Origin of the sequence: Streptomyces sp. NPDC090077, from assembly GCF_044747545.1 — a bacterium.
Lineage (GTDB): Bacteria > Actinomycetota > Actinomycetes > Streptomycetales > Streptomycetaceae > Streptomyces.
The window spans coordinates 20,771-42,646 of the sequence record NZ_JBIVEG010000029.1; the positions used below are offsets into that span (position 1 = coordinate 20,771).

The 21,876-nt window shown below is 73.0% G+C and carries 17 protein-coding genes; 13 read left to right on the forward strand and 4 right to left on the reverse strand.

Going from position 1 to position 21,876, the window contains the following annotated elements; translation table 11 throughout:
• Nucleotides 1-467: 467 nt before the first annotated feature.
• The 4 genes from ACIPW5_RS32505 to ACIPW5_RS32520 all read right to left on the reverse strand — a co-directional run bounded on the left by ACIPW5_RS32505 (nt 468) and on the right by ACIPW5_RS32520 (nt 5,969).
• Nucleotides 468-2,879: a transglutaminaseTgpA domain-containing protein gene (locus ACIPW5_RS32505; protein ID WP_401252737.1), complete on the reverse strand. Its 2,412-nt coding sequence runs from the start codon at nt 2,877-2,879 to the stop codon at nt 468-470.
• Nucleotides 2,876-4,234: a DUF58 domain-containing protein gene (locus ACIPW5_RS32510; RefSeq protein WP_401252740.1), complete on the reverse strand. Its 1,359-nt coding sequence runs from the start codon at nt 4,232-4,234 to the stop codon at nt 2,876-2,878. The genes ACIPW5_RS32505 and ACIPW5_RS32510 overlap by 4 nt, the downstream gene beginning before the upstream one ends.
• Nucleotides 4,234-5,244, reverse strand: a complete 1,011-nt coding sequence (locus ACIPW5_RS32515) for an AAA family ATPase (RefSeq protein ID WP_401252742.1) — start codon at nt 5,242-5,244, stop codon at nt 4,234-4,236. Before ACIPW5_RS32515 ends, ACIPW5_RS32510 begins: the two co-directional genes overlap by 1 nt.
• A 137-nt stretch (nt 5,245-5,381) precedes the next feature.
• Nucleotides 5,382-5,969 (reverse strand): beta-class carbonic anhydrase, encoded by a 588-nt coding sequence (locus ACIPW5_RS32520; protein ID WP_401252745.1) that lies wholly within the window; start codon nt 5,967-5,969, stop codon nt 5,382-5,384.
• 304 nt (nt 5,970-6,273) lie between these two features.
• Between ACIPW5_RS32520 and rsmH the strand changes: the two genes are divergently transcribed.
• The 13 genes from rsmH to ACIPW5_RS32585 all read left to right on the forward strand — a co-directional run bounded on the left by rsmH (nt 6,274) and on the right by ACIPW5_RS32585 (nt 21,829).
• On the forward strand, nt 6,274-7,203 hold the full coding sequence (gene rsmH, locus ACIPW5_RS32525) for a 16S rRNA (cytosine(1402)-N(4))-methyltransferase RsmH (protein WP_401252747.1): 930 nt from the start codon (nt 6,274-6,276) through the stop codon (nt 7,201-7,203).
• On the forward strand, nt 7,200-7,697 hold the full coding sequence (locus ACIPW5_RS32530; protein WP_401252750.1) for a hypothetical protein: 498 nt from the start codon (nt 7,200-7,202) through the stop codon (nt 7,695-7,697). Before rsmH ends, ACIPW5_RS32530 begins: the two co-directional genes overlap by 4 nt.
• A gap of 165 nt (nt 7,698-7,862) precedes the next feature.
• Nucleotides 7,863-9,824, forward strand: a complete 1,962-nt coding sequence (locus ACIPW5_RS32535) for a peptidoglycan D,D-transpeptidase FtsI family protein (protein WP_401252753.1) — start codon at nt 7,863-7,865, stop codon at nt 9,822-9,824.
• Nucleotides 9,825-9,861: 37 nt separating this feature from the next.
• Nucleotides 9,862-11,556 (forward strand): UDP-N-acetylmuramoyl-L-alanyl-D-glutamate--2,6-diaminopimelate ligase, encoded by a 1,695-nt coding sequence (locus ACIPW5_RS32540; protein ID WP_401252756.1) that lies wholly within the window; start codon nt 9,862-9,864, stop codon nt 11,554-11,556.
• Nucleotides 11,553-12,977, forward strand: coding sequence for a UDP-N-acetylmuramoyl-tripeptide--D-alanyl-D-alanine ligase (gene murF / locus ACIPW5_RS32545; protein WP_401252759.1), 1,425 nt, complete (start codon nt 11,553-11,555; stop codon nt 12,975-12,977). The genes ACIPW5_RS32540 and murF overlap by 4 nt, the downstream gene beginning before the upstream one ends.
• Entirely contained in the window at nt 12,974-14,044 is a 1,071-nt protein-coding gene (gene mraY / locus ACIPW5_RS32550) for a phospho-N-acetylmuramoyl-pentapeptide-transferase (RefSeq protein ID WP_401252761.1), read from the forward strand. Before murF ends, mraY begins: the two co-directional genes overlap by 4 nt.
• The gene (gene murD, locus ACIPW5_RS32555; protein WP_401252764.1) at nt 14,026-15,486 is read left to right on the forward strand and encodes a UDP-N-acetylmuramoyl-L-alanine--D-glutamate ligase; all 1,461 of its coding nucleotides are present in this window, start codon (nt 14,026-14,028) and stop codon (nt 15,484-15,486) included. The genes mraY and murD overlap by 19 nt, the downstream gene beginning before the upstream one ends.
• Before the next feature lie 68 nt (nt 15,487-15,554).
• Nucleotides 15,555-16,916 carry a putative lipid II flippase FtsW gene (gene ftsW / locus ACIPW5_RS32560; protein WP_401252767.1) on the forward strand — a complete coding sequence of 454 codons (1,362 nt, stop codon included), beginning with the start codon at nt 15,555-15,557 and terminating at the stop codon, nt 16,914-16,916.
• 6 nt (nt 16,917-16,922) lie between these two features.
• Nucleotides 16,923-18,014 (forward strand): undecaprenyldiphospho-muramoylpentapeptide beta-N-acetylglucosaminyltransferase, encoded by a 1,092-nt coding sequence (gene murG, locus ACIPW5_RS32565; protein WP_401252769.1) that lies wholly within the window; start codon nt 16,923-16,925, stop codon nt 18,012-18,014.
• Nucleotides 18,015-18,037: 23 nt separating this feature from the next.
• A complete protein-coding gene (locus ACIPW5_RS32570; protein ID WP_401252772.1) occupies nt 18,038-18,895 on the forward strand; it encodes a cell division protein FtsQ/DivIB in 858 nt (285 codons plus the stop codon).
• A 280-nt stretch (nt 18,896-19,175) separates the two neighbouring features.
• Nucleotides 19,176-20,378 (forward strand): cell division protein FtsZ, encoded by a 1,203-nt coding sequence (gene ftsZ / locus ACIPW5_RS32575; RefSeq protein ID WP_388935446.1) that lies wholly within the window; start codon nt 19,176-19,178, stop codon nt 20,376-20,378.
• The gene (pgeF, locus tag ACIPW5_RS32580) at nt 20,375-21,106 is read left to right on the forward strand and encodes a peptidoglycan editing factor PgeF (RefSeq protein WP_401252775.1); all 732 of its coding nucleotides are present in this window, start codon (nt 20,375-20,377) and stop codon (nt 21,104-21,106) included. The genes ftsZ and pgeF overlap by 4 nt, the downstream gene beginning before the upstream one ends.
• Nucleotides 21,107-21,109: 3 nt before the next feature.
• Nucleotides 21,110-21,829 carry a YggS family pyridoxal phosphate-dependent enzyme gene (locus ACIPW5_RS32585; protein ID WP_401252777.1) on the forward strand — a complete coding sequence of 240 codons (720 nt, stop codon included), beginning with the start codon at nt 21,110-21,112 and terminating at the stop codon, nt 21,827-21,829.
• The last annotated feature ends 47 nt before the right edge of the window (nt 21,830-21,876 follow it).

The window sequence follows — 21,876 nt, forward strand, 5'->3', positions numbered from 1 at the left end:
CAGGGCCGCTCGGCCCGCACCGCGGACACGGGGCCGCGGAGCGGACCGGGTCCCTGCACGGGGAAACGGAACGCCGGTGCGGCGGGCTCGGGGGGAACGAGCCCATGCCGCACCGGCGTTTTCCTTTGGGCGGGTGCCGGGTGCCGGGTGCCGGGTGCCGGGTGCCGGTGCCGGTGCCGGTGCCGGTGGGCGGGTGCGGGTCGGCGTGCGCCGCTGCGCGGGGCTGGGTCCCCTACCCGCCCTTCCGCCGTTCCCCGGGCCCTGCCCGGACCCGCGCCTCAAGCGCCGGCGGGGCTGGAAAGCCCAGGGGCTGCGCCCGGACCCATACGGCGCTACCGCGCCCGCGCCTCAAACGCCGGCGAGGCTGAATCAGCCTCGCCGGCGTTTGAGGCGCGGGGTCTGGGGCGGAGCCCCAGGGAACGGGCGAAGGGCGGGTAGGGGACCAGCCCCGCGCAGCGGCCGGCCGGTCAGCCGCGGCCCCGGAGGGGGAGGCGGATGCGGGACGTGAGGGAGGACAGGCGTGCCGAGGCGGCGGCGGTGCGGAGCGAGAGGGCGGCGGTGACGCGCGCCGCCGAGCGGGGCAGGAACAGGGCGCGGGCCCGGGACCGCCGGTCCGCGGTGGTCAGCAGGGCCGTGCCGGCCAGCCGCACGTCGGCGGCCAGCTCCGGGTACGAGAGGTCCGCGCCGGGCGGGGCGTACAGCGCCCGCTCCACCGCGCCCGCGACCCGGTGCACCGCCTGCGCGGGTTCACCGTCCAGCTTGCCCAGGAGCACGATCCGGCCCGCGGCCCGCCGGGGCGACAGCGCCTCGTCGGGCGGGATGCCCACGTCCCAGGCGCTGTCGCCGAGCTCCCGCCAGGCGGCCAGCACGTCCGGGCCGGCCAGCCGCCGCTCGCGGACCCGGCGGCGCCACAGCAGCGGCAGCAGCAGGAGGGCGACGAGGGCCAGCACTCCGCCGGTCCAGCCGAGGACGGCGCCCAGCGGGAAGCCGCCGGAGCCCGCGCCGGTGTTCTGCTGGGCGGCCGGCACCCCGCACTCGCCGAGCTTCTTCAGCTCCGGCGGGCACGCCTCGGCCTGCGAGGGCATGGGCGCCGGGGCCGACGCGGCCTGCGAGGGCAGCGCGGAGGGCGTGGACGGCTGCGGGGCCGGGGCCTCGGTGCGGCTGTACTCCGGCAGCGAGATGCCCGAGCGGGGCGTCGGTTCGAACCGGGTCCAGCCCACGCCCTCGAAGTACAGCTCGGGCCACGCGTGGGCGTCCCGCATCGAGACGTTCACGCTGCCGTCGGCCTGCTTCTCGCCCGGGGTGAAGCCGACCGCGACGCGCGCCGGGATGCCCAGGGAGCGGGACATCGCCGCCATCGAGAAGGCGAAGTGGACGCAGAAGCCCTCCTTGTCCGCCAGGAAGCGGGCGATGGCCTGCGAGCCCGTGCCCGAGGACACCTTCGTGTCGTAGCGGAAGCCGCCGTTCACCGCGAAGAAGTCCTGGAGCCGCACGGCCCGCGTGTAGTCGTCCTGCGCGCCCTGGGTGACCTTCCGCGCCGTCTCCGCGACCACCGGCGGCAGGTTGTCCGGCAGCTTCGTGTACTCGTCCCGCACCAGCGGGTTGGCGGCCGGTGCGGCCTGGAGCTGCGCGGCCGTGGGCCGCAGCAGCAGGCTCCGTACGGTGTACTGCGCGCCCTGCACGTTCTGGAAGCGGTCCTTGCCCAGCTGGTCCCCGACCAGGGTCCGGCCGGCGGGCTCGTACCGCCACTTGCCGCCGATGTCGATCTGCGTGGCCGGGTACGGCATCGGCAGGTAGCGCTGGGCGTAGGTCTCCGCCGCCGAGACGGAGGTCCGCACCTCGGTCGCGCCCTCGCGGATCCGGTCGCTCAGCCCCGTCGGGTTCGGCAGCCGTTCGGGCACGTCCGTCAGCGGCCGCCCGGAGGCCTCCCACTTGACGCCGTTGAACTCGTCCAGCGCCAGGATCCGCAGGTACTGCTCGCCGAGCTGGGGGCTGTCCGTGCGGTACTTCAGCACCACCCGGTTGTCCTGCGCGTTCAGGCTGCTCTGGAGCGAGACCAGCGGGTTGACCGCCGAGATGGTGCCGCCGCCCCGGCCCGAAGAGCCCGTCTCGTCGCCCGGGTTGCCCAGCAGCCCGCCGCCGAGCGAGGGCAGTACGGCCGGCACCGCCACGGCCACGCCCAGCGCGACCACGCCGATCCGGCGCCCGAAGCGCACGGGCGCCACGGCCCGGCCGCCGCCGCCCGAGTACCCGGAGGCCGCCGACACCCGGGTGCTGGGGGCGCCGCCGAAGACCCGGCCCCACTGGGCCAGCCGGTCGCGGCCCTCCGACAGCAGCAGCATCAGGTAGCCCGCGCCGGCCAGCAGGAAGGCGAACCAGGAGCCGCCCTGCCCCGTCGACAGCCCGGCGGCCACCGAGTACAGCGCCAGCAGCGGCAGTCCGGCCGCCGCGGCGGTCCGCAGCGTCACCGCGAGCGCGTCCACCAGCAGCCCGATCAGCAGCACCCCGGCCAGCAGCAGCAGCCGGATGCCGTCGGTCAGCGGGGCCGGTATGGCGAACTCGCCCACGTCCCGCACGCCCTGCTGGAACAGCGCCCCGAAGTCGGTGACCAGGAAGGACAGCGGTCCGCTCCCGGTGGACTCGGCCTTCCCCGCGAACAGGAGGGCGAGCAGCAGCAGCGACACCAGCAGCTGTGCGGCCAGGGTCAGCGACCGGGCCAGCGGCACCCGCCGCCCGCCGGCCCCGACCGCGGCCTGTACGCCGAGCAGGGCGGCCGCCTGGAGCAGCCAGCCGGAGGACTCCACCAGCGGGGCCAGCGACCAGGAGGTCAGCAGCGTCGCCAGCATTCCGAAGAGCGTCACCCGCGTGCGCCCGCTCATCCCCGGCCTCCGGAGGTCTCGGGGCCGAGGGGAGCGTTCCCGGCCTGCCGCCACAGTTCTGCGAAGGCGGCGCCGGGCGGGACGGCCAGTGCCGTCCAGCCCGCGTCCCGCAGCCTGCGCAGCCGCTCCTCCGCCCGCGAGGGCGCTCCGGTCCAGGTCGCGGAGTCCAGTACGAACGCCACGGCGGCCGCGCTGCGCTGCCGCATCCGGGCCGCCATTTCGGTCTGTTCCGCGTCGAGGTCGCCGAAGAAGGCGATGAGCAGGCCGTCGCCGCCGGAGGAGGCCAGGGCCGCTCCGCCGCTGCGGACCGCGTCACAGGCGCGGCCGAGCCCGCTCCCGTCGGAGTGGCCGACGACCGCGAGGGTGTCCATCATCAGTCCGGCCGCCTCGGCGGTCTCGGTGCCGCCGGAGGAGAAGCCCCCGCCGCCCTCGCCGGGCACGGAGTCACCGGTGTCGGTCAGCAGCCGCACCGAGAACCCCTGCTCCAGGACGTGCAGCAGGGTGGAGGCGGCGGCGGACACGGCCCACTCGAAGGCGGAGTCGGGGCCCGCGCCCTCGTACGCCACGTCGCGGGTGTCCAGCAGGACGGTGGCCCTGGTGCGCTGGGGCTGCTCCTCGCGGCGCACCATCAGCTCCCCGTAGCGGGCGGTGGAGCGCCAGTGGACCCGGCGCAGGTCGTCGCCGCGCCGGTAGGTGCGGGGGATCACGTCGTCGTCGCCGGCCAGGGCGAGCGAGCGGCGGCTGCCGTCGCCGTAGCCGCCGGCCTCGCCGGTCATCCGGACGGCGGGCAGGGGCTGGGTGCGCGGGACGACGGTGAGGGTGTCGTAGGCGGTGAAGGAGCGGGTCAGCTCGACCAGCCCGAAGGGGTCGGTCAGGCGCAGCTGGAGGGGGCCGAGCGGGTAGCGGCCGCGCAGGTCGGAGCGGACCCGGTAGGACACCTCGCGGCGGCCGCCGGCCTCGACCCGGTCGAGGACGAACCGGGGCCGGGGGCCGAGCACGTAGGGCACGCGGTCCTGGAGCATCAGCAGTCCGGTGGGGACGCGGGAGACGTTGTCCAGCCGCAGCTGCACCCGGGCCTCCCCGCCGGCGGGCGCCCGGGGCGGGGCCAGGCGCCGGCTCGCGGTGACCCGGTGGCGGGTGCGGTGCAGGGCGACGACGCAGATCAGGGGGAGGACGACGAGCAGCAGTCCGACCCGCAGCAGCTGGCCCTGGCCGAGTACGTACGCGCAGGCCGCGGCGGCGGCTCCGGCTGCCAGGAACGAGCGGCCCCGGGTGGTCAGTCCGGCGAGCGAGGCGCGCAGCCCGCCGGGGTCCCTGACCTGCCCGCCGGCGCCGTGCGGGGCACCGGCCGCCATCAGAAGCTCCGGGCGCCCGAGCCGGGCGGCATCTCGCCGCGGTGGTGCGCGGCGGGGACGGGGGTGCGCTGGAGGATGTCGTGGACGACCTGTTCGGCGGTGCGCCGGTTGAGCTGGGCCTGCGCGGTGGGCAGCAGGCGGTGCGCGAGGACGGGGGCGGCCAGCTGCTGGACGTCGTCGGGCAGGACGTAGTCCCGGCCGGACAGGGCGGCGGAGGCCTTGACGGCGCGCAGCAGGTGCAGGGTGGCGCGGGGCGAGGCGCCGAGGCGCAGGTCCGGGTGGCTGCGGGTCGCGGAGACCAGGTCGACCACGTAGCGGCGGACGGGTGCGGCGACGTACACCTCGCGGACGGCTTCGATCAGCTTGACCACGTCGTGGGCGTGCGCGACGGCGGTGAGGTCGTCGAGCGGGGAGAGCCCGCCGTGGACGTCGAGCATCTGGAGTTCGGCCTCGGGGCTGGGGTAGCCGACGGAGACGCGGGCCATGAACCGGTCGCGCTGGGCCTCGGGGAGGGGGTAGGTGCCCTCCATCTCGACCGGGTTCTGGGTCGCGACGACCATGAAGGGGCTGGGCAGGGCGTAGGTGGTGCCGTCGATGGTGACCTGGCGCTCCTCCATCGACTCCAGCAGTGCGGACTGGGTCTTGGGGGAGGCGCGGTTGATCTCGTCGCCGATGACGATCTGCGCGAAGATCGCGCCGGGCTTGAACTCGAACTCGCGCCGCTGCTGGTCGTAGATGCTGACGCCGGTGATGTCGGACGGCAGCAGGTCCGGGGTGAACTGGATGCGCTGGACCGAGCAGTCGATGGACTTGGCGAGCGTCTTGGCCAGCATCGTCTTGCCGACGCCGGGGACGTCCTCGATGAGGAGGTGGCCCTCGGCCAGCAGCACGGTCAGCGCGATCCGTACGACCTCGGGCTTGCCCTCGATCACGCTCTCGACGGACCGGCGGACCCGTTCGGCCGTGCTGGTCAGGTCGGCGAGGCTCGCTCGGTCGTCGTACGTGGTCACCTGGTTCTCCTCGGCCCTTTCTACGGGCCGTCGCTGTTGGCGCATGGACCGGCCCACCCCGAAACACGGACACCGTCCCGGAGGGGTTCCGGGTGACGTCTCCCCGCATTCTTGACGGCGTCCGCCGGGTCTGTCACTCAGGTGGCCGGATCGATCTCCCGCAGGAGACCGGTGTGCACGTCGAAGACGAAGCCTCGCACATCGTCCTTGTGCAGCAGGAAGGGGTTCGTCCGGACCCGCTGCATGGACTGGCGGACGTCCTGGTCCACGTCGCGGAATGCCTCGACGGCCCAGGCGGGGCGCTGGCCGACCTCGTCCTCCAGCTCGTGCCGGAAGTCCTCGGTCAGGCTTTCGAGGCCGCAGCCGGTGTGGTGGATGAGTATGACGGACCGGGTGCCGAGGGCGCGCTGGCTGATGGTGAGCGAGCGGATGGTGTCGTCGGTGACGACCCCGCCGGCGTTGCGGATGGTGTGGCAGTCGCCGAGTTCCAGACCCAGGGCCTCGTGCAGGTCGAGGCGGGCGTCCATGCAGGCCACGACGGCCACGTGCAGGACGGGGCGGGCGTCCATGCCGGGGTCGGTGAACCGGGCTGCGTAGCGCCGGTTGGCCGCCACCAGCCGGTCGGTGACGGATGCGCCGCTCGATGCCTGGGGTGCGGGGTGGGCGGGCAGGGATGCGGAAGTCGTCATGGCGACGACGTTAGTGGTGACGGCACGTGGAGGCATGGAGCGAGGGTGGACAAAGAAGGTCAACGAACGTTGTTGTGAGCTAACCCACAGGGGTGAGACGGGGGCCGCTGTTCGGGTGGTTCGCGGCTTTTGGGCTTTGTTCGGGGGAGGGCGCACCGGGCACGGGGCGGTTCGTTGACCGCGGCGACCGTTGCACTAAAGTGACGCGAACCGGCCGGAGCCCGGCCCTCACCGGCCGCCCGGCCCCCTGGTAACACTCCGCGTGCGCGGCGCGGCGTATGCCTGCCGCGCCGTTATCTGAGAGGGCGCTTTGACTAGCGAGTCCCGACATGTCCCGGTGATGCTCCAGCGGTGCCTGGACCTGTTGGCCCCGGCGCTGGAGAGGCCGGGGGCCGTCGTCGTCGACTGCACCCTCGGCCTCGGCGGCCACAGCGAGGCCCTGCTGACCCGGTTCCCCGAGGCACGACTGATCGGCCTCGACCGCGACAAGGAGGCCCTGCGGCTCTCCGGGGAGCGGCTCGCGCCCTTCGGCGACCGGGCCACGCTCGTCCACGCGATCTACGCCGACCTCGCCGAGGTCCTCGACGGCCTGGGGCTCCCGGCCGTCCAGGGCATCCTCTTCGACCTCGGCGTCTCCTCCATGCAGCTCGACGAGGCCGACCGCGGGTTCGCGTACGCCCAGGACGCGCCGCTGGACATGCGCATGGACCAGACGACCGGCATCAGCGCCGCCGAGGTCCTCAACACCTACGCCCCCGGCGAGCTGGTGCGGATCCTGCGCCAGTACGGCGAGGAGAAGCAGGCCAAGCGGATCGTGTCCGCGATCGTGCGCGAGCGGGAGAAGGAGCCCTTCTCCCACAGCGCCCGCCTCGTGGAGCTGATCCGCGACGCCCTGCCGCAGGCCGCCAAGCGCACCGGCGGCAACCCCGCCAAGCGGACCTTCCAGGCCCTGCGCATCGAGGTCAACGGAGAGCTGGCCGGGCTGGAGCGGGCCATCCCGGCCGCGGTCGACAAGATCGCGGTCGGCGGCCGGATCGCGGTGCTCTCGTACCACTCCCTGGAGGACCGCCTCGTGAAGCAGGTCTTCGCCGCCGGAGCGACCTCCACGGCCCCGCCCGGGCTGCCGGTCGTCCCGGAGAAGTACCAGCCGAAGCTGAAGCTGCTCACGCGCGGCGCCGAGCTGCCGACCGAGGAGGAGATCGCCGAGAACCGGCGGGCCGCCCCGGCCCGGTTCCGGGGCGTCGAGCGCATCCGCGAGGCGCGGCTGTGACCAAGGCCCGCGCCGGCGCCGCCGCCCGGCCGCGGCCACAGGGCGGCGGCGCCGCGCGGATGCCGTTCGTCCTGCTGGTGGTGGCGCTGCTCGCGGGCGGGCTGATCAGCCTGCTGCTGCTGAACTCCGCGCTGAACCAGGGCTCCTTCCAGCTGAGCCGGCTGAAGAAGGAGACCACCGCGCTGACGGACGAGCAGCAGGCGCTCCAGCGGGACGTGGACGCCTACTCGGCGCCGGACGCCCTCCAGCGCCGGGCGCGCGAGCTGGGCCTGGTGGCCGGCGGCAGCCCCGTCTTCCTCGGCACCGACGGGAAGACCGCGGGCACCCCGGCGCCGGCCGAGGCCCCCGCCCCGCCGCCGGCCCCTCCGGCACCTCCGGCCTCGCAGACCCCCGCCCCCGGCTCGCCCGCCCCGTCGGCCCCGGCATCGGCTCCGGCAGCCCCGGCCCAGGCTCCCAGCGGCACCCCGCAACCCACCCCTACGCCAGGCAGGTGACGTCGTGACGCGGACCCCTGCGGGGCAACTCCCCGCCCCGCCCTTCCACCGTTCCCCGGGGGCGCCGCACCCGGCGCCCCACGCCTCGATCGCCGGCGGGGCCGGACGGGCGGGCGCCGCCCGGGGGCGGAGCCCCAGGGGTGTGACGCCCCCGGCTCCCGCGCCGTGCGGCGGGGTGCGGCGGTGAGCCCCAAGGCGCCGGTTCCCCGGGCCCGGGTCAACGCCCGGCCGGGGCCCCCGCACACCATCCGGCTCGGGAACCCGAAGCCGCGGCTGCGCCTGGTCGGCGTCGGGCTCACCCTCGTGATGCTCGCCTTCGTGGTCCGGCTCCTCCAGGTGCAGGCCGTCGACGCCTCCGCGTACTCCGCCAAGGCCAGCGAGAACCGCTTCGCCAGCCACACCCTGGCCGCCGAGCGCGGGGAGATCACCGACCGCAAGGGCGTCGCCCTGGCCACCAGCGTCGACGCGTACGACATCACCGCCGACCCGAAGATGTTCACCCCGCAGGAGAGCAAGGCCCCCGACGCCCCCCAGCAGGCCGCGGCCCTGCTCGCGCCCATCCTCGGAGCGGACGCCGGAGAGCTCGCCAAGCGGCTCCAGACCAAGAACAGCCGCTACGTGATCCTGGCCCGCCGCCAGACCCCCCAGGTCTGGAACCAGATCAAGGACCTCAAGAAGCTCTTCGCCGACAAGGCGGCCGCCGACAAGAAGAAGAACGGCCCCGGCGCCAACGTCATCGCGGGCGTCTTCAACGAGGTCAGCAGCAAGCGCGTGTACCCGGGCGGCGACCTCGCCGCCGGGATACTGGGTTACGTCAACGCCGAGGGCAAGGGCGGCGGCGGCCTGGAGTCCGCCCTCGACAAGAAGCTCGCCGGCAAGGACGGCGAACTGACCTACGCCCAGTCCGGCGGCCGCCGCGTCCCCACCGCGGGATCCAGCGAGAAGCCCGCCGTGCCCGGCGACGACATCGAGCTGACCATCGACCGCGACATCCAGTGGGCCGCGCAGAGCGCCATCGCCGAACAGGTCGAGAAGTCCGGCGCCGACCGCGGCTACGTCATCGTCCAGGACACCCGCACCGGCGAGGTGCTGGCCATGGCCAACGCCCCCGGCTTCGACCCCAACGACCTGACCCGGGCCCGCTCCGCCGCGATGGGCAACGCCGCGCTCCAGGACGTCTACGAGCCCGGCTCCACCGCCAAGGTGATGTCGATGGCCGCCGTCCTGGAGGAGGGCAAGGCCCGCCCCGACACCCACGTCGAGGTCCCCAACCGGCTCCACCGCGGCGACCGGCTCTTCAAGGACGACGTCGACCACCCGACCTGGTACCTGACCCTCAACGGGGTCCTCGCCAAGTCCTCCAACATCGGCACCATCCTGGCCACCGGCCAGCTCGGCGCCACCCAGCCCGAGGCCAACAAGGTCCTCCACTCCTACCTGGACAAGTTCGGCATCGGACGCCCCAGCGGCCTGAACTACCCCGGCGAATCCCGCGGGATCCTCGCCCGGCCCGAGGCCTGGTCCACCTCCCAGCAGTACACGATCCCCTTCGGCCAGGGCCTGTCCCTCAACGCCATGCAGGCCGCCTCCGTGTACTCCACCATCGCCAACGGCGGGGTCCGCATCACCCCCACCCTGGTGCGCGGCACCAAGGGCCCCGACGGCCGCTTCACCCCGGCCCCGGCCCCCGAGCAGACCAGGGTGATCAGCGCCGAAACGGCCAAGACCCTCTCCGAGATGCTGGAATCCGTGGTCGACGACCAGGAGGGCACCGGCACCAAGGCGAAGATCCCCGGCTACCGGGTCGGCGGGAAGACCGGCACCTCCAACCGGGTGGATCCGGCCACCGGCCGGTACAAGGGCTACACCGCCTCCTTCGCCGGCTTCGCCCCCGCCGACAACCCCCGCATCACCGTCTACTGCGCCATCCAGAACCCCACCAAGGGCAGCTACTTCGGCGGCCAGATCTGCGGCCCGATCTACAAGACGGTCATGGAGTTCGCCCTCAAGACCCTCCAGGTCGCACCCACCGGAACGGCCCCCGCCGGCCTGCCCGTGACCTACGACGCGGGCCCGCCGCCCGCCGCCCCGAGCAGCGCCCCCACCGGTCCGCAGCCCGGACCGTGAACCGACCGTCCAGCCACCAGAGCGCGAGGCACGACCAGTGACAACGATCACCCCGGAACCGGGGAACCAGACGGCCGCGGGCGCCGAACCGGGGCCCTCGCTTCGCGAGCGGCCCGCCGCGCCCGGTACGCTCACCGCCGTGCCCCACGCTGATCAGCCCAGAAACTCCCAGAAAGACGCCCCGGCAGCGCCGCCGGGAGCGCCCCGGCCCGTGTCCGCCCGCCCGATCCCCCTGGGCGAGCTGGCCACCCTGCTGGGTCTGCCCGAGTCCGGCGCCGCTCAGATCACCGGCATCACGCACGACTCCCGTGCGGTACGCCCCGGAGACCTGTACGCGGCCCTGCCGGGCGCCCGGCTGCACGGTGCGGACTTCGCCGCCCAGGCGGCCGCCCTCGGCGCCGCCGCCGTGCTGACCGACCCGGAGGGCGCCGAGCGCGCCGCCGCGACCGGCCTGCCGGTCCTGGCCGTCGCCGACCCGCGCGGCCGGATGGGCGAGCTCGCCGCCGAGATCTACGGCCGGCCCGGCGAGGCCCTGCTCCAGCTCGGCATCACCGGCACCTCCGGCAAGACGACCACCGCGTACCTCGTCGAAGGCGGGCTCCGCGCGGCGGGACGCACCACCGGACTCGTCGGCACCGTCGAGATGCGCATCGGCGACGAGCGCATCAAGTCCGAGCGGACCACCCCCGAGGCCACCGACCTCCAGGCCCTGTTCGCCGTCATGGGCGAACGCGGCGTCGAGGCCGTCGCCATGGAGGTCTCCAGCCACGCCCTGGTCCTGGGCCGGGTCGACGGCTGCGTCTTCGACGTCGCCGTCTTCAACAACCTGAGCCCGGAACACATGGAGTTCCACTCCGACATGGAGGACTACTTCCAGGCCAAGGCGCAGCTCTTCACCGAGCGCCGCGCCCGCCTGGGCGTGGTCAACGTGGACGACGAGTACGGCCGCCGCCTCGCCAAGGAGTCGCCGATCCCGGTCGTCACCTTCTCCGCCGCGGGCGACCCGGCCGCCGACTGGCGCGCCGAGGACGTGGTCAGCGGCCACATGGACTCCACCCTGACCCTGGTCGGGCCCGCAGGACAGCGCGTACGGGCCAAGGCCCCGCTGCCCGGCCCGTTCAACGTCGCCAACACCGTCGCCGCGATCGTCACCCTGGCCGCCGCCGGGATCGACCCGCAGACCGCCGCCGACGGCGTCGCCGCGGTCCCCGGCGTCCCCGGCCGCCTGGAGCGGGTCGACGCGGGACAGCCGTACCTGGCCGTCGTCGACTACGCCCACAAGACCGACGCCGTCGAGTCGGTGCTCCGCGCCCTGCGCGAGGTCACCACCGGCAAGCTCCACATCGTCCTCGGCTGCGGCGGCGACCGCGACACCACCAAGCGCGGACCGATGGGCGCCGCGGCGGCCCGGTACGCCGACACCGCCGTCCTGACCTCCGACAACCCGCGCTCCGAGGACCCCCTGAGGATCCTCGCCGCGATGTTCGACGGCGCCGTCTCGGTGCCCGCCGAGGAGCGCGGCACGGTCCTCGTCGACGCCGACCGGGCCGCGGCCATCGCCGCCGCCGTCGCGCGCGCCGAGGCCGGGGACACCGTCCTCGTCGCCGGCAAGGGCCACGAGCAGGGCCAGGACACCGCGGGCGTCGTACGCCCCTTCGACGACCGCGCCGTGCTCCGCGCAGCCATCGAGAACCAGCAGCTCAGCGCCCGACAGGCCGAGGTGGACCAGTGATCGCCCTTTCCCTCGCCGAGATCGCCGACATCACCGGCGGGCGGCCCCACGACATACCGGATCCGTCGGTGCGGATCTCCGGCCCCGTCGTGATCGACTCCCGCCAGGTGGAGCCCGGCAGCCTCTTCGCCGCCTTCGAGGGCGAGCACGTCGACGGCCACGACTACGCAGAGCGCGCCGTCGCCGCCGGCGCGGCCGCCGTCCTCGCCGCCCGGCCCGTCGGCGTACCGGCGATCGTGGTGCCGGACGTGGAGAAGGCGCTCGGCGCCCTCGCCCGCACCGTCGTCGAACGTCTCGGCACCGACGTGGTGGCCCTCACCGGCTCCGCCGGCAAGACCTCCACCAAGGACCTCATCGCCCAGGTGCTCCAGCACCACGCGCCCACGGTGTGGACGCCCGGCTCCCTCAACAACGAGATCGGCCTGCCGCTCACCGCCCTGAAGGCCACCGCGGAAACCCGCCACCTGGTCCTGGAGATGGGCGCCCGCGGCATCGGCCACATCGCCTACCTGACCGGCCTGACCCCGCCCCGGATCGGCCTCGTCCTCAACGTCGGCACCGCCCACATCGGCGAGTTCGGCGGCCGCGAGGCCATCGCCCAGGCCAAGGGGGAGCTGGTCGAGGCCCTGCCGTCCGAGGCCGAGGGCGGCGTCGCCGTGCTCAACGCCGACGACCTGCTCGTGCGCGCCATGTCCGCCCGCACGAAGGCCCGTACGGTGCTCTTCGGCGAGGCCGAGGACGCCGAGGTGCGCGCCACCGAGGTCCGGATGACGCCCGCGGGACAGGCCTCCTTCACACTCCACACACCGACCGGGTGCAGCGATGTGACCTTGCGGCTGTACGGTGAGCACCACGTGTCGAACGCGCTCGCCGCGGCCGCCGTCGCCCATGTCCTGGGCATGCCGGTCGAGGAGATCGCCACAGCGCTCTCCGGAGCGGGCACGCTGTCCCGGTGGCGGATGGAGGTCACCGAGCGCGAGGACGGCGTGACGATCGTCAACGACGCCTACAACGCGAACCCGGAGTCCATGCGGGCCGCCCTGCGCGCACTCGTCGCGATGGGGGAGGCCGGCAAGGCGGACGGGGGACGTACGTGGGCGGTGCTCGGCCCGATGGCCGAGCTCGGCGACGCATCGCTGGCCGAGCACGACGCGGTGGGGCGGCTTGCCGTCCGGCTCAACGTGAGCAGGCTCGTGGCAGTCGGGGGCAGGGAAGCGTCCTGGCTGCAACTGGGCGCATATAACGAGGGTTCGTGGGGTGAGGAGTCGGTGCTCGTGTCCGACGCGCAGGCGGCGGTCGACCTGTTGCGCAGTGAACTGCGCCCGGGGGACGTCGTGCTGGTGAAGGCTTCCAGGTCGGTCGGTCTGGAGCGGGTGGCGCTGGCGCTGCTCGAGGGCGAGGGCGAGGTCGCCGGCCGATGAGGCAGATCCTGTTCGCCGGTGTCATCGGCATGTTCCTCACCGTCATCGGCACGCCGCTGCTGATCAAGCTGCTGGCCCGCAAGGGCTACGGCCAGTTCATCCGCGACGACGGCCCCCGCGGCCACGCCGGGAAGAAGGGCACGCCCACCATGGGCGGTATCTCCTTCATCCTGGCCACGCTCATCGCGTACGCCCTGACGAAGGTCATCACCGGCGAGTCGCCGTCCTTCTCGGGCCTGCTGGTCCTGTTCCTGATGGCGGGAATGGGCCTGGTCGGCTACCTCGACGACTACATCAAGATCGTCAAGCGGCGCTCGCTCGGCCTGCGGGCCAAGGCCAAGATGGCCGGCCAGCTGATCGTCGGCGTCGCCTTCGCGGTGCTCGCGCTCCAGTTCAAGGACTCCCGCGGACTGACGCCGGCCTCCGACAAGCTGTCGTTCGTCACGGACTTCGGCTGGTCCATCGGCCCGGTGCTGTTCGTGGTCTGGGCCCTGTTCATGATCCTGGCCATGTCCAACGGCGTGAACCTGACCGACGGCCTGGACGGCCTCGCGACGGGTGCCGCCGTGATGGTCTTCGGCGCCTACACCTTCATCGGCGTCTGGCAGTTCCAGGAGTCCTGCGCCAACGCGGCCGACCTCACCAACCCGAACGCCTGCTTCGAGGTGCGCGACCCGCTGGACCTCGCGGTCGTCGCCTCCGCCCTGATGGGCGCCTGCTTCGGCTTCCTGTGGTGGAACACCTCGCCCGCCAAGATCTTCATGGGCGACACCGGTTCGCTCGCGCTGGGCGGCGCCCTCGCGGGTCTGGCCATCTGCTCCCGCACGGAGTTCCTGATGGCCCTCCTCGGCGGCCTCTTCGTGCTCATCACGATGTCGGTCGTCATCCAGGTCGGCTCCTTCAAGCTGACCGGCAAGCGCGTCTTCCGGATGGCCCCGCTCCAACACCACTTCGAACTCAAGGGCTGGTCGGAAGTCCTCGTCGTGGTCCGCTTCTGGATCATCCAGGGCATGTGCGTGATCGTCGGTCTCGGTCTCTTCTACGCGGGATGGGCAGCAGACAAGTGACCTCCTGGCAGGACAGGAACATCACCGTCGCCGGTCTCGGCGTGAGCGGCATCAGTGCCGCCCGCGCCCTGGCCGGCCTCGGCGCAGTCGTGACCGTCGTCGACAACGGGGACGGGGACGCGCACCGTGCGCGGGCCGCCGAACTCGCGGAGCTGGGCATCGAGGTCCGCCTCGGCCGCCTGGAGGGCGGCGAGGGGGCCGGCGAGGTGCTGCCCGAGGGCACCGACCTCGTGGTGACCTCCCCGGGCTGGAAGCCCGACAGCCCGCTCTTCCTGGAGGCGGCCAAGGCGGGCGTGGACGTCGTCGGCGACGTCGAGATCGCCTGGCAGCTGCGCGGCGAGAACGCGGCCCCGTGGCTCGCGATCACCGGCACCAACGGCAAGACCACCACCACCCAGATGCTGGCCTCGATCCTGCGGGCGGCCGGTCTGAAGACCGCCGCCGTCGGCAACATCGGCACGCCCATCATCGACGTGGTGACCGGCGAGGAGCAGTACGACGTCCTCGCCGTCGAGCTCTCCAGCTACCAGCTCCACTGGGCCCCCTCGGTGCGGGCCCACTCCGCGGCCGTGCTCAACCTGGCCCCGGACCACCTCGACTGGCACGGCTCCATGGAGGCGTACGCCGCCGACAAGGGCCGCATCTACGAGGGCAACACCATCGCCTGCGTCTACAACGTCGCCGACGCGGCCACCGAGCACCTGGTCGAGGAGGCCGACGTCGAGGAGGGCTGCCGGGCCATCGGCTTCACCCTCGGTGCTCCCGGCCCGTCCATGCTCGGCGTGGTCGACGGGATCCTCGTGGACCGGGCGTTCGTGCAGAACCGGCAGAAGAACGCCCAGGAGCTGGCGCACGTCGACGACGTCAACCCGCCCGCCCCGCACAACATCGCCAACGCCCTCGCGGCCGCGGCCCTGGCCCGCGCCTTCGGCGTCGAGCCGCGCGCGGTCCGCGACGGACTGCGCGACTTCCGCCCCGACGCGCACCGCGTCGCCTTCGTGGACGAGGTCGACGGGGTCCGCTACGTCGACGACTCCAAGGCCACCAACACCCACGCGGCGGAGGCCTCCCTGGCGGCCTTCGAACCGGTCGTCTGGATCGCCGGCGGCCTCGCCAAGGGCGCGACCTTCGACGAGCTCGTCCAGAAGTCCGCGAAGCGGCTGCGCGGCGTCGTGCTGATGGGCGCCGACCGGGCGCTGATCGCCGAGGCGCTGGCGCGACACGCGCCCGAGGTCCCGGTGACCGACCTCGAACGGACCGACACTGGGGCGATGCTCGCAGCGGTCCGGGAAGCGGCCCGGCTCGCGGAGCCCGGGGACACGGTCCTGCTGGCGCCCGCGTGTGCGTCGATGGACATGTTCGCGAACTACAACAAGCGTGGGGACGCGTTCGCCGACGCGGTGCGCGAACTGGCCTCCGGGAGTGCCGCGGACACGGCCTAGGCCGGACGCCGGTACAGGTTCCCTCCGGCCGGCCGCTCGCCCCGCACGAGTGGAGGGGAAGAACACAGATGCCGGCCAAGCAGATGCTGCCGGGGCGGCGGCCCGCCGCCGTCAAGGCGCAGGGCCGCAAACGCCCGGCGGGCGGGTCCAAGCGGCCCGCCGGGCGCGGGCCGCTGTCGGGGCTGCGGCGCACGCAGCGGCAGTTGAGCAAGGCATGGGACCGACCGCTCACCGCCTATTACCTGATCTTCGGCAGCTCGCTGCTCATCACCGTGCTCGGGCTGGTGATGGTCTACTCGGCCTCCATGATCAAGGCGCTCCAGCTGGGCCTGGGCGACGCCTACTTCTTCAAGAAGCAGTTCCTGGCCGCCCTGATCGGCGGCGTGCTGCTCTTCGCCGCCTCCCGGATGCCGGTCAAGCTGCACCGGGCGCTGTCCTATCCGGTGCTCGCCGGCACCCTGTTCCTGATGGTCCTGGTCCAGGTCCCCGGGATAGGGGTCTCGATCAACGGCAACCAGAACTGGATCTCCCTGGGCGGCCCGTTCATGCTCCAGCCCAGCGAGTTCGGCAAGCTCGCGCTGATCCTGTGGGGCGCCGACCTGCTGGCCCGCAAGGGCGACAAGGGGCTGCTGAGCCAGTGGAAGCACCTGCTGGTGCCGCTGGTCCCGGTGGCCTTCCTGCTGCTCGGACTGATCATGCTGGGCGGGGACATGGGCACCGCGATGATCCTCGGGGCCGTCCTGTTCGGCCTGCTGTGGCTCGCCGGGGCGCCGACGAGGCTGTTCGTGGGCGTGCTCGCCTTCGCGGGTGTGATCGTCGCACTGCTCATCAAGACCAGCCCGCACCGCATGGACCGGCTCGCCTGCCTCGGGGCGACGGAGCCCGGCAAGAACGACCTCTGCTGGCAGGCCGTGCACGGGATCTACGCCCTCGCATCCGGTGGATGGTTCGGTTCCGGTCTCGGGGCGAGTGTGGAAAAATGGGGTCAACTGCCCGAAGCCCACACCGACTTCATCTTTGCCATCACCGGTGAGGAACTGGGCCTGGCCGGGACGCTGTCGGTGCTCGCCCTCTTCGCGGCTCTAGGCTATGCGGGTATCCGCGTGGCCGGACGCACGGAGGACTCCTTCGTACGGTATGCCGCGGGAGGCGTGACCACCTGGATCACGGCCCAGGCCGTGATCAACATCGGTGCGGTGCTCGGGCTGCTGCCGATCGCCGGGGTCCCCCTCCCGCTGTTCTCCTACGGAGGGTCGGCCCTGCTGCCGACCATGTTCGCGGTCGGACTCCTCATCGCGTTCGCGCGGGAGGAACCGGCGGCGCGGGCGGCGCTCGCGATGCGACAGCCGAGAGCCGGCTGGAAGCGGAGCGGGCCGATATGGAAGTCGATGAGACGGCGCGTCAAGAGGCGTCCGTCCGGAGAGCGGTGAAATTCGGTGCATGTCGTACTCGCCGGCGGGGGGACCGCCGGCCACATCGAGCCGGCGCTGGCCCTCGCGGACGCACTGCGCAGGCAGGACCCGACCGTGGGCATCACCGCCCTCGGCACGGAACGGGGCCTTGAGACCCGCCTGGTACCGGAGCGCGGCTACGAGCTGGGCCTCATCCCGGCCGTGCCGCTGCCCCGCAAGCCCACCCCGGAGCTGATCACCGTCCCCGGGCGGCTGCGCGGCACCATCAAGGCCGCCGAGGAGATCCTCGTCCGCACCAAGGCCGACGTGGTCGTCGGCTTCGGCGGCTACGTGGCCCTGCCCGGCTACCTCGCCGCCAAGCGCCTCGGGGTGCCGATCATCGTCCACGAGGCCAACGCCCGCCCCGGACTGGCCAACAAGATCGGCTCCCGCTACGCGCACGCCGTCGCGGTCTCCACCCCCGACAGCAAGCTGCGCGGGGCCCGCTACGTGGGCATCCCGCTCCGCCGCTCGATCTCCACCCTCGACCGGGCCGCCGTCCGCCCCGAGGCGCGCGCCGCCTTCGGCCTGGACCCCAACCTGCCGACGCTGCTCGTCTCCGGCGGCTCCCAGGGCGCCCGCCGCCTCAACGAGGTGATCCAGCAGGCCGCGCCGACCCTCCAGCGCTCCGGGATCCAGATCCTGCACGCGGTCGGCCCGAAGAACGAACTGCCGCGTGTCGACAACATGCCCGGGATGCCGCCGTATGTGCCGGTACCGTACGTGGACCGGATGGATCTCGCGTACGCCGCCGCCGACATGATGCTCTGCCGCGCGGGTGCGATGACCGTCGCCGAACTCTCCGCCGTCGGACTGCCGGCCGCCTACGTACCGCTGCCCATCGGCAACGGCGAACAGCGGCTCAACGCCCAGCCGGTGGTGAAGGCCGGCGGCGGCCTGCTCGTGGACGACGCGGAGCTGACGCCCGAGTGGGTGCTCGGCGAGGTCCTCCCGGTGCTGTCCGATCCGCACCGCCTGTACGAGATGTCCCGCGCCGCCGCCGAGTTCGGCCGCCGGGACGCCGACGACCTGCTCGTCGGTCTGGTCTACGAGGCGATTGCGGCTGCACGCAGGTAACCGCTGACCCAGGAGGCACAGGAGTGGCCGGAGCGACGACGGCACAGCGCGGCCCTTCCGGCCGGGGAGGCAAGGGCGGGAAGGGGGCGGACGCCGCCAAAGCGCCCAAAGCCCCCAAGCGGCCCAAGTCGTCGAAACCGCCCGGGAGATCCGGCCCGCGGGGGCCCGGTCGCGGACTGCCGCGCCGGGTCCGCGTGCTGGCCACCCTGGCCGCCGCGGTGCTGCTCGCCGCGGGCGTCACCTGGGCGCTGTACGGATCCTCCTGGCTCCGCGTCGAGAAGGTCACGGCCTCCGGCACCGAGGTGCTCACCCCCGAGCAGGTCCTCTCCGCCGCGGCCGTGCCCGTCGGCGCACCCCTGGTGGGCGTCGACACCGACGAGATCGCGGCCCGGGTGCGGGGCAGGCTGCCCCGCATCGATTCGGTCGATGTGACGCGGTCCTGGCCGCACGGGATCGCCCTGAAGGTGACGGAACGCAAACCGGTCCTGCTCATCAAGAAGGACGGACAGTTCGTCGAAGTGGACGCTTCCGGTGTGCGATTCGACACGGTTCGGCAAGCACCCGCGCACGTTCCGGTCCTCGAACTGGCAGCGGAGGGCTCGCCCAGCGCCCGCCGCTTCGACGCGGAGCGGCTGCTGCGCGAGGCCGTCGGGATCGCCGGTAGCCTCCCCGAGGCCGTTTCCAAGGAGACGTTGCAGGTCACGGTCCGGTCGTACGATTCAGTCGTACTGCAACTCACCCGGGGCCGCACGGTCGTCTGGGGGAGCGGCGAACTGGGTGAGGCCAAAGGCAGGGCGCTGACGGCCCTGATGAAGGCCTCGCCCAAGGCTGACCACTTCGACGTGAGCGTCCCCACGGCACCTGCGGTGTCCGGGAGTTGACGTCAAGTCGAACGCCGACGCACCCTGGTTGGCCACCGATACGGGTGATCACATAGGGTGAAAAGAAAAACGGGAGGTTCGGCGTGTTCGTTGAACACGCGCTACTTGTCGACTTAGTGTCCTGTTCGGAAGAGTCCAGAGAACAGTCACACCCCTAACCCTAAACTTAAGGGTGAGGGTTCGGGTCGGCGCGTACGGACCGTCCCACATTTCGGCATCAGTCGTCGCTACGCAGGCCCGCGAGGCGGCGACACGTAACTCGAGGCGAGAGGCCTTCGACGTGGCAGCACCGCAGAACTACCTCGCAGTCATCAAGGTCATCGGTGTCGGCGGCGGTGGTGTCAATGCCATCAACCGAATGATCGAGGTCGGTCTCAAGGGCGTCGAGTTCATCGCCATCAACACCGACGCCCAGGCGCTGTTGATGAGCGACGCCGACGTCAAGCTCGACGTCGGCCGTGAACTCACCCGGGGCCTCGGCGCCGGAGCCAACCCGGCCGTCGGCCGCAAGGCGGCAGAGGACCACCGCGAGGAGATCGAGGAGGTCCTCAAGGGGGCCGACATGGTCTTCGTCACCGCCGGCGAGGGCGGCGGCACCGGCACCGGCGGCGCACCCGTCGTCGCCAACATCGCGCGCTCGCTCGGCGCCCTGACGATCGGCGTGGTCACCCGCCCGTTCACCTTCGAGGGCCGGCGCCGCGCGAACCAGGCGGAGGACGGCATCGCCGAGCTCCGCGAAGAGGTCGACACCCTCATCGTCATCCCCAACGACCGGCTGCTGTCCATCTCGGACCGCCAGGTCAGCGTGCTCGACGCCTTCAAGTCGGCCGACCAGGTCCTGCTCTCCGGCGTCCAGGGCATCACCGACCTCATCACCACCCCCGGCCTGATCAACCTCGACTTCGCCGACGTCAAGTCCGTGATGTCCGAAGCCGGCTCGGCCCTCATGGGCATCGGCTCGGCCCGCGGCGACGACCGCGCCGTGGCCGCCGCCGAGATGGCCATCTCCTCGCCGCTGCTGGAGGCGTCCATCGACGGCGCCCGCGGCGTGCTGCTCTCCATCTCCGGCGGCTCGGACCTCGGTCTCTTCGAGATCAACGAGGCCGCGCAGCTGGTGAGCGAGGCCGCGCACCCCGAGGCGAACATCATCTTCGGCGCCGTCATCGACGACGCCCTCGGTGACGAGGTCCGCGTCACGGTCATCGCGGCCGGCTTCGACGGCGGACAGCCCCCGGCCCGCCGGGACAACGTCATCGGTGCCGCGTCCACCAAGCGCGAGGAGCCGGCCCCCGCGCCGGTCCGCGCGCCCGAGCCGGTCCGACCGGCCTTCGGCGGACTCGGCACGGTCACCCCCCGCGAGGAGCCCCCGGCGCCGGTGGAGATCCCGGTCGAGCCGGTCGCCCCCGCACCGCAGGTCCCGACGGCCCGGCCCTACCAGGACAGCCCGGCCGAAGAGCTGGACGTACCGGACTTCTTGAAGTGACATTCGGGCAGCACAGCGAGAACGGCGCCCACTTCGCCTTCACCGACCGGTGGGGCGGGGTGAGCGCCGTTCCGTACGAGGAGCTCAATCTCGGCGGCGCGGTCGGAGACGACCCGGCCGCCGTTCGCGCGAACCGGGACATCGTGGCCGGGGGCCTGGGCATCCGCCCGGACCTGGTGGTCTGGATGAACCAGGTGCACGGCCGGGACGTCGCGGTGGTCGACGGCCCCTGGGAGACCGGGGCCGACATCCCCTCCGTGGACGCGGTGGTGACCGCACGTCGGGGGCTCGCCCTCGCGGTGCTCACCGCCGACTGCACCCCGGTCCTGCTGGCCGACCCCGTCGCCGGGGTCGCTGGCGCCGCCCACGCCGGGCGGCCGGGACTGGTCGCCGGGGTGGTGCCCGCCGCCGTCGAGGCGATGACGGCCCTCGGCGCCGACCCCGCGCGCATCGTCGCCCGTACCGGACCGGCCGTCTGCGGCCGCTGCTACGAGGTGCCGGCCGAGATGCGGGAGGCGGTCGCCGGGGTGGTGCCCGCCGCGTGGGCCGAGACCAGCTGGGGGACGCCGGCCGTCGACGTGGTCGCCGGGGTGCACGCCCAGCTGGCGGAGGCGGGGGTGGCGCACGCGCACCGCTCCCCGGTCTGCACACTGGAGTCGCGGGACCACTTCTCGTACCGCCGCGACCGGGTGACCGGGCGGCTTGCCGGATATGTCTGGTTGGACTGACTGATGACGGATCGTAAGGCCGAGCTCGCGGAGAACCTCGCGCGGGTGGAGGAGCGCATCGCGACCGCCTGCGCCGCGGCCGGGCGCAGGCGGGAGGAGGTGACCCTGATCGTGGTCACCAAGACCTACCCGGCGAGCGACGTACGCCTGCTGGCGGACCTGGGTGTCCGTCATGTTGCGGAAAATCGGGACCAGGACGCCGCCCCCAAGGCGGCCGACTGTGCGGATCTGCCGCTGAGCTGGCACTTCGTGGGCCAGTTGCAGACGAACAAAGTCCGTTCCGTGGCGGGATACGCGCACGTGGTGCAGTCGGTCGACCGGCCGAAGCTCGTCGCCGCGCTGTCGGCGGCCGCGGAGGGGCAGGGGCGGGAGCTCGGCTGCCTCGTCCAGGTCGCGCTCGACGCGGAGTCGGGCGAGCGCGGGGCCCGCGGCGGTGCGGCCCCGGACCTCGTGGCGGAGTTGGCGGACCTCGTCGCCGGCGCGCCGGGACTGCGGATCGACGGCCTGATGACCGTCGCCCCCCTGTCGGGTCCCTACGCGGGACGCGAACGGGCGGCCTTCGAGCGGATGATGGAATTGTCATCCAGCCTGCGCGCGGCCCATCCGACTGCCACGATGGTGTCGGCCGGGATGAGCGCCGACCTGGAGCAGGCCGTGCTGGCGGGTGCGACACATGTACGCGTCGGCACTGCGGTACTCGGCGCGAGACCCCGGCTCGGGTAACGTCGCGAAGAAAGTCGGACCACAGCAGAAAATATGGTCATTTCCGC